Origin of the sequence: Paracoccus sp. PAR01 (genome assembly GCF_014851995.1) — a bacterium.
GTDB classification, from domain to species: domain Bacteria; phylum Pseudomonadota; class Alphaproteobacteria; order Rhodobacterales; family Rhodobacteraceae; genus Paracoccus; species Paracoccus litorisediminis.
This window is the reverse complement of the sequence record NZ_JACVAW010000019.1, coordinates 56,737-70,809: the sequence shown is the minus strand read 5'-3', so window position 1 is coordinate 70,809 and position 14,073 is coordinate 56,737. Positions and strand designations below refer to the sequence as shown.

Annotated in this window: 8 protein-coding genes, 1 tRNA gene and 1 pseudogene; 8 read left to right on the top strand and 2 right to left on the bottom strand. The window is 57.8% G+C overall.

All coding sequences use genetic code 11. The features are described from left to right. Nucleotides 1–630 precede the first annotated feature (630 nt). From IB235_RS20405 to IB235_RS20385, 5 genes and pseudogenes are all read left to right on the top strand, one after another. Nucleotides 631–888 (top strand): annotated as a pseudogene (locus IB235_RS20405) (transposase); the annotation flags it as partial. A 399-nt stretch (nt 889–1,287) separates the two neighbouring features. Continuing rightward, a tRNA-Ser gene (locus IB235_RS20400) sits at nt 1,288–1,377 on the top strand. A 351-nt stretch (nt 1,378–1,728) separates the two neighbouring features. Further along, on the top strand, nt 1,729–2,829 hold the full coding sequence (gene xerC, locus IB235_RS20395) for a tyrosine recombinase XerC (protein ID WP_192338289.1): 1,101 nt from the start codon (nt 1,729–1,731) through the stop codon (nt 2,827–2,829). Between the two features lie 264 nt (nt 2,830–3,093). Continuing rightward, nucleotides 3,094–4,068 carry a hypothetical protein gene (locus IB235_RS20390; RefSeq protein ID WP_192338288.1) on the top strand — a complete coding sequence of 325 codons (975 nt, stop codon included), beginning with the start codon at nt 3,094–3,096 and terminating at the stop codon, nt 4,066–4,068. Between the two features lie 1,195 nt (nt 4,069–5,263). Then, nucleotides 5,264–5,419, top strand: coding sequence for a hypothetical protein (locus IB235_RS20385; protein ID WP_192338287.1), 156 nt, complete (start codon nt 5,264–5,266; stop codon nt 5,417–5,419). Nucleotides 5,420–6,768: 1,349 nt separating this feature from the next. Here IB235_RS20385 and IB235_RS20380 read toward each other — a convergent pair. Next, complete coding sequence (locus IB235_RS20380; RefSeq protein ID WP_192338286.1) at nt 6,769–7,320, bottom strand: recombinase family protein; 552 nt, start codon at nt 7,318–7,320, stop codon at nt 6,769–6,771. Nucleotides 7,321–8,067: 747 nt separating this feature from the next. Here IB235_RS20380 and tpa point away from each other — a divergent pair. The 3 genes from tpa to IB235_RS20365 all read left to right on the top strand — a co-directional run bounded on the left by tpa (nt 8,068) and on the right by IB235_RS20365 (nt 12,105). Beyond that, nucleotides 8,068–9,429 carry a hypotaurine--pyruvate aminotransferase Tpa gene (gene tpa / locus IB235_RS20375; RefSeq protein WP_155042325.1) on the top strand — a complete coding sequence of 454 codons (1,362 nt, stop codon included), beginning with the start codon at nt 8,068–8,070 and terminating at the stop codon, nt 9,427–9,429. Between the two features lie 19 nt (nt 9,430–9,448). Beyond that, on the top strand, nt 9,449–10,936 hold the full coding sequence (locus IB235_RS20370; protein ID WP_370576959.1) for a PLP-dependent aminotransferase family protein: 1,488 nt from the start codon (nt 9,449–9,451) through the stop codon (nt 10,934–10,936). A 122-nt stretch (nt 10,937–11,058) separates the two neighbouring features. Continuing rightward, a complete protein-coding gene (locus IB235_RS20365; protein ID WP_155042326.1) occupies nt 11,059–12,105 on the top strand; it encodes an AbrB family transcriptional regulator in 1,047 nt (348 codons plus the stop codon). Here the strand turns inward: IB235_RS20365 and IB235_RS20360 are convergent. After that, nucleotides 12,102–14,003, bottom strand: coding sequence for a potassium transporter Kup (locus IB235_RS20360; RefSeq protein WP_155042327.1), 1,902 nt, complete (start codon nt 14,001–14,003; stop codon nt 12,102–12,104). The genes IB235_RS20365 and IB235_RS20360 overlap by 4 nt on opposite strands. Nucleotides 14,004–14,073: the final 70 nt, after the last annotated feature.

Here is a 14,073-nt window from a genome sequence, read left to right as displayed (position 1 = left end):
CGGTCGCCTCGCTTCGCTGTGACTGCACGCCTGTCTCTGCCTGTTATCCCGAACGCGAACAGCCCGCAGTCCGGATTTTGATGACAACCCTAGACCGACAAAAAACCCGCGTCCATCACGAACAGGAGGCATCGGGTCGGGCCGCGGTCGTTTCGGAAAAAAGCGCATGCAGGGCCCGTGCGCAGCCCCGGGACATCATCTCATGCGCATAGCCCCGCGCATGGTCCAGTCCCGCGAAGCCCCCTAGCCGGTTCGCAGAGCCAGCCATCCCAGCCAGGATTTCAGCCAGAATTTAGGCTGTAGCCCACTTCGGCAGACAACCGGTCTGGCCCCCAAATATGACATCGCGGTTGCCCGGGGTATCGGTTGCGATGACTGGAACCGCCCGGGAATTGGCATCATAAATGACGCGCGACTGTTCGTCGCCCGTCGTTGCTAGAATCATCGCGTGATAGTCCCGCAGCAGCGCCAGGAATTCGGCCCATAGGGCATAGGTTGCAGCAACCTGACCCGAGGATGGCGTGCATTTTCAGCAAATGCCGCAAGTGCAGAATGCAGCCCCCCACTCCGATCACGTCGATCTGCGGAATCTGCCCATCGGCTTCAAGCCTGGAACCGATCCCGAAGCGCTGCGCCGAGCACAAGATCGAATGGCATTACATCGCGCCGGGTAAGTCGATGCAGAATAGCTTCGTCGAGAGCTTCGACGGCAGAAGGCGGGACGAATTTCTCAACAAGACCCTGTTGCGCAACCTCGTCAATGCCCGCGACCTGATCGCCACCCGTGTCGCCGAATACAACGCCACGCGGCCCCATTCCTCACCCAGCCACCAGACACCGGCAGGTTTCGCTCTGCTGTCGACCACTGCAATCGCCCGTCCCGCTGCGTGAGATGAGGGTAGCCGTGTCGAGGAATGGATCAAACCAGATCGACTGCACTCATGAACACCGTTTGGGCAGCATCGCCGCAACCTTTCGATGTGATCCAAGGTGACGGGCCTAGAAGCGTCACGCAACAAACAACGTGGCAAGCTATGCACGGATACCCCCGCGCGGATCCTTCCGACGCCCCATCCCGCGCGGGGTTCGTCGCTATCCGGCGTTCGTGCCCACGCAGAGATGCCTTGAAATGCGGTGTCATTTGCAAGCCGCGGCCAAGGCGACACGCATATGAGATGCCGTACTCCGGCCACATCGGAGTACTAAAACCTATGCATTCCTGTCAGGCGGACCTTGCTGAATAAAAATCCCTTGTCTCCCTTTCACAGGGTCCATATACGGGGCGGCGGAGACGTGGCCGAGTGGTCGAAGGCACACCCCTGCTAAGGGTGCAGGCCCGAAAGGGTCTCGAGGGTTCGAATCCCTTCGTCTCCGCCACTATCCTCTGATTTATTAATAAATATCAGATAGATAGAAGCACAGTGGAGTTGCCTCAGGTTACACATGAGGTTACACACACGTGCAACTCCTTTTCCAAACCGGGTCTATCTGTGTCATGTGTCGGCACATCCAGCTCAAAGCAAATACTTGGTACTACCGCCGTCGTATCCCTGAGGCCTGCCAGGATCTTCATCGTGATCCGGTGTCTCGGAAGAAACAGACCCGCTCTTCTTTTCCCTGAAAACCACCGACAAGACAGAAGCTAGCAAGCGGGCCAACAGCCACACGCTGAGGCTCGACGCCACATGGAAGGCCTACAGGGAAGGCAATGCGAGCCCCAAGGTCTCCTTGGCGCAGCTAGAAGCTGCTGGGCTAAGCCCTGGCGATGGGACGCTTCACGGCGACCTGCCTCCGGTTACAGAGTTCATTGATGAGCTGATGGGGCGCTATGATCAGTTCGAGGAACGCCCTGAGCCCAAGCCCCAGGATAAGCTGACCCTCGATATCCTGATGTCAGGAAAGGTTCCTCGGACCCTCAGCGATGCCAGGGACAAGCATATCGAACTGGGCAAACTCTCCAAGGAGCCCAAACAGATCCAGCAGTTCGAGCGAGCCTGGGCGATTCTCATGGGAATCACCCGAGACATCCCGCTGGATCAACTGAGGCGAGAGCACGCCAACCAGTTCGTGAAGAAGGTGATCAGCCAGGGCAAGGGACCCAACGGCAATGGCCCAGCGACGGTTGAACGCTATCTGAAACAGATCAGCCCCGTCATCACCACCGCCATCCGGGAGTTTGAGCTGCCTATCACCAACCCTTTCCTGGGCGTCGTCATCCCCAACAAAGATGAGGGACAAAGGAAGCCCCGCGAATCGTTCAGCAGTAGCGAGCTCATCGCAATCCAGGCAAAATGTCGGGAGGTGAATGACCAAAGACGCTGGGCAATTGCGATGATGTCGGACAGCGGAGCACGGCTGGCTGAGGTGATTGGGCTTCGCAAATGCGATGTTGTGTTGGATACCGCCGTTCCACATATCATCATCAAAGCCCACGAGGGCAGACGGCTGAAGACCATTGCATCAACCCGAAAGATTCCCCTTGTCGGTGAGGCCCTATGGGCTGCTCAGCAGGCCAGCAGCACTGACGGAGATTTGCTGTTTCCGGTCTTCGCTCCGAAACGCCCATCCGACCCAATCAATGCAGCATCAGCCTCAGCGGCCCTAAACAAGTGGCTCAAGGAGCAAGGGTTAGTTGGTGAGGGCCAGACCCTGCACAGCTTCCGTCATGCCGTCAGGGACCGCCTGAGAGATACGGGAGCCCCCATTGACGTGGCTGATGCGATTGGTGGCTGGGCAAGGCAAAGTGTCGGAGATGGGTACGGCAAGGGGCACAGCCTTGATGTGCTTCAGCAGCACCTAGCCAGGATTGTCCTTGCGGCTTCCGAGTGACCGTTGAGCCCTTATCGGTCGTTCGGCTGCAAAAAGATGACAACGAACGTCAGCGAATGCGTGAACACCTGACGATACGAACGCACTAAAAACCAATCGAACACCCAGCTACCTTGTCTACCAAGTATGCGGTGAAACGGATGCAAGTCACAGTTGCTCTGCCGCAACACGCGCATGCGATCGAACTTTCAGAATGATGGATGCCGTAGAGCGAATTTTCGGTTTCGCTAACATACTGAGCATGATCACCGACTTAGGCTAAACATGCGTAATAAAGTAAGCTTTGGCAACCTATCAGTTACAAGCTCTTCACTTGAACTTTTAGATTACGCGGATGTTGTTGTTAGAGCGGTCTTAGAAAATCAAGAGCCCCGAAAAACATCCCGCAATAGATATTACTTCCTAGATGTCGATCTAGACTATCTCGTGAAAGCAGATCCAACATCACTTTCCCTTTACGGAAGATTTGTTAACGATACTATCTTGGAGCGCGAACAGGTCCTCATTGATGGGAAATTGATTGCGCAACCTGAAAAAATGAAAACCGCTCCTTCGGCTTTTTTCATCTTCAACTTGCTCGACCATCGCCTCACGTATATGCCCGAAACCTCAGGAGCTCCACGACTTAGTACTCTGGGCAATACAATGGAGTTTTTTATTAAGAGGAAGCATGATCAGATACTCCGCGAAAGACATAAGGAGACAGGTCGAACTCTAACCAATCTTCGACAGGATTTCCCGCTTCCAGCGGTTCATCTAACTCCAATAGTTAGTCGCTTGGCTCTCGATGATTTCGTTAAAAAGTTTAGTAAGATAACTTCTATTTCCATTAAGGTAATAAAAAGAAACCAAGATCTTTCCCCGGGTGAATTATTCTTTGAACTCGCGGACGAGGTGGGCGAGTTGGAACCAACGTCTTCGCGTCTCGAAATTCAAGGGGGGAAAGACGGGCTGAATATTATCAAGGCCCAGGAGTTCATTGGGGATGTCGCTGAGCATGGCTATGAGGATGCTCGACTTGTCGGTTTAGATCGAAATGGCGCCAAAATCTCCGGATCAAATGAAGACTTCAGTTTGAGCGTTGTAACGGACGCAGGCCCCGAGGAAGCTAGAGGCCGCGCTGAGCATTTATACGCACAGTATTTGGAATTAAAGCGGAACCGTCAGATTACTATACAGCGTGACGACGCAAAGGAAGATATTGAACGCCTTAAAGAGATACACAAGAAACATGGTTAGGAAGACAAAATTACCGATAGACGATTTATTTGCGGATAAATCTCTGTGGGAGGTGATGAGTGTTTTTCCTAACGGCTTCAAGACTCCCATGTTGGCGAATTATCTTGCGGCGCTTTCGCTGGCCTTATCGCTACCCTTACTTATATGCGGAAGGTACGCAAGACCGACACCATCGAGCAGTTCGGGCGCTTTTATCAATTACATAAATGACCAGCATATCATAAACTTAGTAAAGTCTCTTGCAGGGAGTGGTTTGACACTTAGCGTCGGGATTCTGTCTGTGATTATTGCCGGGTTCGCAATTTTTGCATCTGGCTCGGATGCGAGAATCGTTAAGCTTATGATACTGAAAAATAGACGCCTCTATAAAAACGGAGTGGAGCAAAGAAACGGAAGGCCCACTTTGATTTTTGTTTACTCAATTTTCATTTACGCAATGGTTACGTTTTCCTTTCTTTCTGTGACTTGCCTTACGTCGCTTGCGATTGCCGATACCGAATCAGTCCCGTATAATATCCTAAATGGATTCGCTCCGAGTGCGGTTACGCCCTTTTTCATCTCATTGAGTTCGCTTCTTATTGCGCAGATAGTTTTTACAGTATCTATACTGAAGTCATTTATATGGAACATGTTTCAAGTTCTTGTTCAGATGTCGGCTTTGCGGGTTCTCATGGATGATAGGGGGCAGCCGGAAAGGTCGGAGTGAGGTAGATGGGCGCGGCGTCTCTATATAAGAATCATCCTCCCTAGATCAAAGATCTCCTATAGCCACGCTTTCGCAGGCGTTAAGACTCGATCAAGAATAGGCGATAGCTGGTCATTTTGGTCATTCCAATGACTATTGTGTAGCGACAAAGCCGCCTTGCGACAACACCTACTGATCTGAACGAACTCCCGCTTCGTCCACGAGTGCCGATATTTTAATACCCCCGCATGCACATTTTCTGCTTCCCTAACTTCCGCTCTTTTGGATTGATCCAAAACAGCAGCCATCGCTCCACCATGATATTAGCGTTCATGGTGATACTCAGAGCGTCCCTATTCCATCTCTAGGTGTTCTCGTGGTCCCACCCCCATCACCACCATAATCTATGAGGTTATAGCCTTAGGGTCCCTGTTGATGGTGCATAGCCTACTTAGTCTCGATGATGGCTGGGCCTCCCACCACCTAGGTAAAGGCCTCAGCGAAGCAGCAATGACCAACTTCGACATCCTTGGCAGGGAGCAGAATGCCATCATGCAAGGGCAGAGCCGGGATGTTGTGACCTTCTCCGAGGGTGAGGATGGCAAGGGTCAGGACCTGGCTTTCGGTGAATTGGAGATCTGCCCAGTCCAGGTTCCCTGCGGCTAGTTGCCTCAGAGCAGGGATTTTACCGGCAATCTGTTTGGCGGTCGTTTTGATGGGGTATCGTTTACTAATGATCGCCTTCTAGAATACCCCGAGACCCAATTCGGAGATCAGGCTTTCCCTGGCCGCTTTGGGCTACCTTTCTAGCACCCTTCTGGCCTTGCGGTTCAAAGCGACGATACCATGATCCCAGGCTTCGATCCATGCCCGACCTTTCCGAATACAACATCCTCAGTTAGCGGTGTCGATGATGGCCTATAGTATATAGGGCAGACGCTTTTCTACCACCACCCACCTCGCTATTTTGGGATGATCCAAGATCAGCTAGGTGAGCGGGCTATAGCAATCTAATAATTCACTTCTTCTTCCGTACGCGGTACCTCCTTCGAATAACGGTTGGGCTTTCGATGCTCAAGTCGAAGATGGAGGTAACCCCTAGCACGGCAAGAACATCATCATTCCGATGATCCTTGCAGTGCAGAGCCTCGTGTAGCCACTTGCAGTTACTTCGGAGAGCGGAATCAAGTTCCATAATTTCTGGGTGTAACTCTTTTGCCTTTTGTCCCTGCGCCCTCTTAGATGGCTCATTCCTTCCAGTATCCGATAGTAATCGCCCGACTTTGAGATACTCACGTAGCTTCCTTTGCTTGATCTCACGTACATCCGAGGAACTGCGAGAAAAGATTTCGAAATTGATCGTGTCGGGGGGTATGACTTCAGGCATGTATTTCTTCTTTCGTGTTGGTAGATAAGGCGTCGCATATTGAGCAACCCCAGTTTGCGAATGAATATCGGTTAACAATCTGAGCGATGGTGCCGAGATGCTCACAGCCAGGGCAGAATAGGAGTTCGTTCTCACGGTCTGGAAAAAGGAAGATCTTGTTGGTTAGGATAGTCCGAAGCTGGCCATGCCCGCCTTCAGCTGCGGAAATGACACTAAGGGTCACTTTATCCCTAGCCTCTGAGCTTCGTTCTTTGCAGACGAGTTCAACGAGACGCCTGTTTCTATCGAATATCTCCATGTTCTCTCGCCACTTCGTGGGACTGAAGATGGAATTGTGGGGAGAACGGGCTCTATCCTTTCTTGAATAGTTGTTCTTTCGACAACGGTCGGAGCAGTAGGTTTGGTCTTTTCGCTTCGGGGTGAAGCATGCCCCACAGGCGGGACAAGATATCCCGCCCATGGGCAGTTCGGGGCTGTTAGCCATTAGTAGGTTCTCGGGGTTGTCAGGTGACCGTGCGGAGCTATTGCGGCACGAGAAGGAGTTCTTCCTTCTATAATGTCCGCTTACGGTAACGTTTTTGGACTTTGCGCCAGCGCGAGATGACGGCCACCATTGACGCCCGGGCAATTAGCCCCTTAGAGCCCGGTAGACCGACCTTTCGGACAGCCCTAGGTGCTGGGCTATCTCGGAGCGGCGAAGGCCCTCAGTGGCCAGCTCCTTGACTCTTTGAGCCTGTCTCATGGCTGTGGGGGCTCTGCCTTTGTATTTGCCATCAAACTTGGCCTTGGAGATACCTTCCCGTTGCCGCTCCAACATCATCTGCCGTTCAAACTGAGCCACAGCCCCCATCATGTTCAGGATCAGCTCTCCTGTCGGGGTGCTGGTATCCAGGCCACGATCCAGGATGCGGAGGCTAACGCCCTTCTCCTTGAGCTTGGTGACGATCTGCCCCAGGTGGCCGACATTGCGGGCGAGACGATCAAGCTTGGTGACGATCAGCGTGTCGCCTTCCCTGAGATAGTCCAAGCAGGCCTCAAGCTGCTGACGCTTGCCCACCGAACTCACCTGCTCCTGGAAGAGCTTGGTGCATCCTGCCTGAGTCAGTTCCCTCAGTTGGGCCTCATAGCCTGCCACCTGCTCTAGAGTACTCGTGCGGGCATAGCCGACGATTGCGGTCATTTCCGTTACTCCTGCCAATAGGGTTTAAGAGGTGCGGAGCGATGGGCTGCCAAAAGCCCAAACCCACTCCATTGTCACCATAAAGGGCCTAAATTCGGCAGTGCCTCAGGGGCAGGACCTATTGGCAGGTGAGGTGAGAGTCTCGGAAGCAAGAAAGCCTGCTGAGGTAAGTTCGGAAGGCCCCCGTCCGAAAACAAATAGGGGTCCCAAAGGGTGGGGGTGGGTAAACGAAAGCGCCTTCAAAAATCAGGGATTATGATTGCTGTTATTGTTGTTGCTTGATGAGACTTCGGCCAATTCCAATCAACACTCGCCACCAATTTCATCGCCGCGACAATGGCTTACACCGGCCACTGCTATGAGGTTACACAAAATCGCACACTGAAGTGCACACGGTATTTTCCCCATCTTGTAGTGCATTGATTTTATGTGTATTTATGGGTGATCGGCATCGCCCTGAGTCACTTCATCTCCGCCACCTTCTTCTGATTGCTCAGCAGCAAGCGCGTATCGACGCAGTCATCGCGAGTTGCACCGCGTTGGGCTGACGAATTGCGCGCGCCTTTATATTCATGAGTCCCGCAACAAGTGAGGCGACGGCGGCACTTGGCCGCGTTTCGCCTTCTGGCAAAACCCCGCAAAATCTGGCTCTGCATACGGGACCAAACTGGATCTATGGCCGCCCGCTTTGCCCGCGTAGTCTCGGCAGGTCAAGATTCCTCCCCTCCCTTTCGACAGAGGCAAAAAATGAACGACCTCAGCCCGGTCATCGCAGCGGACAAGGCCCATGTCTGGCACCATCTGAGCCAGCACAAGCAATACGAAACCATCGATCCGCGCGTCTTCGTCGAAGGCAAGGGAATGCGGCTGTGGGATGCCACGGGACGCGAGTTCCTGGACGGCGTCTCGGGCGGGGTCTGGACCGTCAACGTCGGCTATGGCCGCGAAAGCATCGCCAATGCCGTGCGCGACCAGCTGATCAAGCTGAACTATTACGCGGGCGCCGCCGGGACCGTGCCGGGCGCGCTTTTTGCTGAAAAGCTGATCACCAAGATGCCGGGCATGAGCCGGGTCTATTATTCCAACTCGGGCTCGGAAGCGAACGAGAAGGTCTACAAGATGGTGCGCCAGATCTCAGCGCGTCATTACGGCGGCAAGAAATGGAAGATCCTGTATCGTGACCGCGACTATCACGGCACCACGATCGCCACTCTGGCGACCTCGGGTCAGGACCAGCGCGCAACGGCCTATGGCCCCTTCCCCGAAGGCTTCATCCGCGTGCCGCATTGCCTTGAGTACCGCAAGCAATGGGACGTCGAAAACTACGGTGAGCGCGCCGCCGACGCGATCGAGGAAGTCATCCTGCGCGAAGGCCCCGACACCATCGGCGCCATCGTTCTGGAACCGGTGACCGCAGGTGGCGGCGTCATCACGCCGCCGGTCGGCTACTGGCAGCGCGTCCAGGAAATCTGCCGCAAATACGACATCCTGCTGCATATCGACGAAGTCGTCTGCGGCGTCGGCCGCACCGGCACCTGGTTCGGCTATCAGCATTACGGCATCGAGCCGGATTTCGTGACCATGGCCAAGGGCGTCGCCTCGGGCTATGCGGCGATTTCCTGCACCGTCACCACCGAGCGCGTCTTCGACATGTTCAAGGACGCGCCCGAGGACGGGATGAGCTTCTTCCGCGACATCTCGACCTTTGGTGGCTGCACCTCGGGTCCGGCGGCGGCGCTGGAAAACATGCGCATCATCGAGGATGAGGGCCTGCTGGCCAACACCACCGCGATGGGTGAGCGCACGCTGGCCAACCTGAATGCGCTGGCCGAGAAGCACAAGGTCATCGGCGACGTGCGCGGCAAGGGCCTGTTCTGCGGCGCGGAACTGGTTGCCGATCGCGCGACCAAGGAGCCCGCGGATGAGAAGAAGGTGCAGGCCGTCGTTGCCGACTGTCTGGCGCAGGGTGTGATCATCGGGGCGACCAATCGCTCGATCCCCGGCTTTAACAACACGCTGTGCCTGTCGCCGGCGCTGATCTCGACCGCCGATGACATCGACACGCTGACGAATGCCATCGACGGGGCGCTGACACGCGTCTTCGGATAAGGCAGGATGGCGGCCCGAAATGCTTCTGGCCGCCATGCAGATACCGCCCGAGACCTTCCTGATCGACCGTGCCTCGGCCCAGCCGCTGCAGTTGCAACTGCGGCGGCAAATCGTTCGTGCCGTGCACGAGGGGCGCTTGCGACCGGGCGAGAGGATGCCGTCAAGCCGCGCCTTGGCCGCGCATCTGGGTGTCGGGCGGATCACCGTCACACAAGCCTATCTGGACCTCGTGGCGACGGATTACCTGACGGCGCAGGGGCGTTCGGGCTATTTCGTCTCGGACCGGGTCGAGGAGCTGCGGCCCGAGCCGCCGCATGAACCGGGTGCCACCCGTTTCGACTGGTCGGCGCATCTGGACGGACGCAACCTTGCCGCCAAACGCAAGGACCGGCCAACCGATTGGCGGCGCTATCCCTATCCCTTCCTCTACGGCCAGACCGACGACCGGCTGATCGACCATGCGGCCTGGCGCGATTGCGCGGTGCGGGCACTGGGGCGGCGCGATCTGGGGGCGCTGTCGGACGATCAATATGACGGCGACGATCCCGAGTTGGTCGATTTCATCATCCGTCACCTGCTGCCACGGCGCGGAATTCTGGCCCATCCGGACCAGATCCTGCTGACCCTTGGCGCGCAGAACGCGTTGTGGATGATCTGCGCCATCCTGCTGGATCGAGGTGCGGCCTGCGCCATCGAGGAACCCGGTTATCCCGGCCTGCACGAGATCCTGCGCACGCTGGGCAGCGACGTGCGCCCTGTTCAAGTCGACAATGATGGCCTGCCGCCCGACCGCATTCCTGAAGGGGTGTCGGTGGTCTTCACCTCGCCCAGCCACCAATGTCCGACCAACCGCACCATGCCGCGCGCGCGACGCGAGGCGCTGCTGCGGCTGGCCGATCAGCGCGGCTTCGTTGTGGTCGAGGATGATTACGAATTCGAGATCCCGTTTTCCGGCGCGTCCTCTCCGGCGCTGAAGGCGATGGATCGCAGTGGTGCGGTCATCCATATCGGGTCGTTCTCGAAATCGGTCTTTCCGGGGCTGCGGCTGGGTTACATCGTGGCCGACCCCGCCTTCATTGCCGAGGCTCGGGCATTGCGCGGGATGATGCTGCGCCATCCGCCCGGCCATGTGCAGCGGACCATGGCCTATTTCCTGTCGCTGGGTCATTACGACCGGCAGGTGAAACGGATGCGCGACAGCTTTGCCGAGCGCCGCCGGATCACCGCCGATGCTCTGGCGCGACACGGGCTGGACGCGGGCCAGCCGGGGGGCGCGGGTGGATCGAGCTTCTGGCTGAGGACGCCACCCGGCATCGACAGCGACATCCTTGCCCGTGCCCTCAAGGCCGATGGCGTGCTGATCGAGCCGGGGCGGGCTTTCTTTCTGGAAAGCGAGGCAGGCAGGGGGCATTACCGGCTGGCCTATTCCTCGATTCAGGCTGGCCTCATTGACGAAGGCGTGCGGCGGATTGCGCAGGGTTGCGCGCGTCTGGCCGCGTCGGGCTAGGGGGACTTCGCGTCCCCCGTCCATCGGTTCCCGATGGCCTCCCCCTGCGGGATATTTCCGCCAGAAAGAAGACCGGTACGGGCGGGTTTGACATCACCGGGGTGTCGCGACAGAAAACGCCCATGTCGACATTACAAATTCGCGAATCCCTTTCCCGGCGCCGTCTTTTGACCATTGCAATTGCCGCAGCTGGCGGCGCGCTGTTCCTGTTCCTGCACCTGCCGCTTCCCATGCTGCTGGGGCCGATGCTGGCCTGCCTGATCGCGGCGCTGGCCGGGATGCCGATGGCCGATGCAGGGTGGCTGGGTCAGTTGATGCGCACGATCCTTGGGGTCGCGGTCGGAGCCTCGATCACGCCGCAGGTGTTGTCCAGCCTGCCCGATATCGCGGCGTCGCTGATCTTTGTGCCGGTGTTCATCGGGGCGATTGCGCTGATCGGGTACCCGCTGCTGCGGCGCGTCTTTGGCTTTGACCACGCCACGGCATGGTATGGTGCGATGCCCGGCGGGCTGCAGGACATGCTGGTCTTTGGCGAGGAGGCAGGCGGCGATATTCGCGCGCTGTCGCTGATCCATGCGACGCGGGTGCTGGTCATCGTCACCGTCGCGCCGTTGCTGATGACCATGTTCTGGCAGGTGGACCTGGCCCAGCCCCCCGGCGCACCGATGAGCAGCGTTGCCCCGCATGAGCTGGGGCTGATGATCGCCTGCGGCTATCTGGGCTGGAAGCTGGCCGAGCGGGTGAACCTGTTCGGCGCCTCGATCCTGGGGCCCATGATCCTGACCGCGGCGCTGTCGCTGGCCGGGCTGATCCAGCATCGCCCGCCAGCCGAGATGATCCAGCTGGCGCAGTTCTTCATCGGCATCGCAGTCGGATCGAAATATGCCGGGATCACCCTGCGCGAGTTGCGGCTGCATGTGACGGCAGGGCTGGTCTATTCGCTGATTTTGGCGGTGATCAGCCTTGGCTTCATCGAGATCATCGTGACGCTGGGTCTGGCGCCGGGGCTGGATGCGTTCCTTGCCTTCCTGCCCGGCGGTCAGGCCGAGATGATCGTCATCGCCATCATCGCGGGCGCCGATCTGGCCTATGTCGTCAGCCACCACCTGCTGCGCATCGTGCTGGTGATCGTGCTGGCTCCGATCGTCGCCCGCCTGTTCGGGCGCTAGATGTTCATCTGCGTTCCGATTTCGACCACGCGTCCGGCCGGGATGCGGAAGTAATCCGAGGCCCCGGCAGCATTGCGTGCCAGCGTGATAAACAGCCGCCCCTGCCATGACGGGACGCGGCTGCGCGTCGACAGCCTGATCCGGCGACGCGACAGGATGAATGAGGTCGCCATGATGTCGAATTTCCAGCCCTGACGGCGGCATTGCAGAAGCGCGCGCGGCACGTCGGGTTCCTCGGCATAACCGTAGCGCAGCTCGATCCGGCGGAAGCGACCGTTGATTTCGTCGATCTGGACCCGTTCAGACGAGGGCATGCGCGGCACGTCATGGGTGGTGATGGTCAGGATGACGTTCTGCTCATGCAGCGCCTTGAAGTGCTTGAGGCTGTGCAGCAGGGCCGCCGGCGCAAGGTCGGGGGTCGAGGTCAGGAATACCGCCGTGCCGGATACCGTGGCGATGGATTCCGATTTCTCGATCTGGCCCAGCAGCACATCCAGCGGCAGTTCGGCCTCGCGGTCCTTGATCTGCACGATGGAGCTGCCCCGGATCCAGCTGGCCATGATGATCAGCATGATCGCGGCGATGCCCAAGGGGACATAGCCACCCTCGGCGACCTTCATCAGGTTGGCGCCCAGGAAGACCACGTCCAGCAGCAGCAACGGCAGCATCATCGCCACCGACAGCCACAGCGGCAGTTTCCAGTGCTTGTGAGCGACGATCATCGCCAGCGTTGCGGTCACCACCATCGTGCCGGTGACGCTGATCCCATAGGCCGAGGCCAGACTGGAGGACGAACCGAACACCACCACCAGCGTCAGCACGCCAAACATCAGCCAGCGGTTCACGGCAGGCAGATAGATCTGGCCCTGATGTTCGTCCGAGGTGTGGCGGATCTTCATCCGCGGCAGCATGCGCAGTTGCACCGCCTGCTGGGTCAGCGAGAAGGCCCCGGTGATCACCGCCTGGCTGGCAATGATCGTCGCCATGGTGGCAAGGATCACGACGGGCAGCAGCGCCCAGTTGGGGAACAGCAGATAGAAGGGGTTCGCCATGGCGGCGGGGTTCGACAGGACCAGCGCGCCCTGACCGAAATAGGTCAACAGCAGCGCCGGAAAGGCCACGAACAGCCATGCCAGCTGGATCGGCTTGCGGCCGAAATGGCCCATATCGGCATAAAGCGCTTCGGCCCCGGTCACCGCCAGAAAGACTGCACCCAGCACGATCAGGCCCAGCTTTCCGTTATCCACGACAAAGCGGAAGGCATGGATCGGATTCAATGAGGCCAGAACCTCGGGCGCCTGCAGCATCCAGTGGACGCCGCCCGCCGCCATGACCAGAAACCAGACCAGCGTGATCGGACCAAAGAAGCGGGCCACGGCCTCGGTCCCGCGGTTCTGGACCAGAAACAGGCCGATGATGATGACAATGGCGATGGGCTCGATAAAGGGATCGACGCCATGCGTCACCAGCTTCAACCCCTCGATGGCCGACAGGACCGAAATCGCCGGGGTGATGGCGGCATCGCCATAAAACAGCGCCGCGCCGATCAGGCCCAGCGTCAGGATCGCGCGGTTGGGCTTGCCCATGGCGCGCTGCGCCAGTGCCAGCAGCGACAGGGTCCCGCCCTCGCCTTCGTTATCGGCATGCAGAAGGATGATGACATATTTCAGCGTCACCACCAGAACCAGCGCCCAGACGATCAGCGACAGGACGCCCAGCACGTCCTCGCGCTGGACACCGCCATGGCTGGCACCTGCGGCCAGCATGGCCTCGCGGAAGGCGTAAAGGGGGGAGGTTCCGATATCGCCATAGACGACGCCGATCGCCGCGAGCGAGAGCGACATCAGCCCCGCGCGCTTGGGCTCGGTATCGGAAAAGTGAGTGTCCAAACTGGCCATTTAGTTATTCCTGATCGCGGAGCGATTCTCCGCAGACCCGCCACAATGCCGCAGGGCAGCATAAAGGTTC

Coding starts and splice junctions, on each gene's coding strand:
- IB235_RS20390 (WP_192338288.1), top strand. CDS start 3,094: ATGCGTAATAAAGTAAGCTTTGGCAACCTATCAGTTACAAGCTCTTCA.
- IB235_RS20385 (WP_192338287.1), top strand. CDS start 5,264: ATGACCAACTTCGACATCCTTGGCAGGGAGCAGAATGCCATCATGCAA.
- IB235_RS20380 (WP_192338286.1), bottom strand. CDS start 7,320: ATGACCGCAATCGTCGGCTATGCCCGCACGAGTACTCTAGAGCAGGTG.
- tpa (WP_155042325.1), top strand. CDS start 8,068: ATGAACGACCTCAGCCCGGTCATCGCAGCGGACAAGGCCCATGTCTGG.
- IB235_RS20370 (WP_370576959.1), top strand. CDS start 9,449: ATGCTTCTGGCCGCCATGCAGATACCGCCCGAGACCTTCCTGATCGAC.
- IB235_RS20365 (WP_155042326.1), top strand. CDS start 11,059: ATGTCGACATTACAAATTCGCGAATCCCTTTCCCGGCGCCGTCTTTTG.
- IB235_RS20360 (WP_155042327.1), bottom strand. CDS start 14,003: ATGGCCAGTTTGGACACTCACTTTTCCGATACCGAGCCCAAGCGCGCG.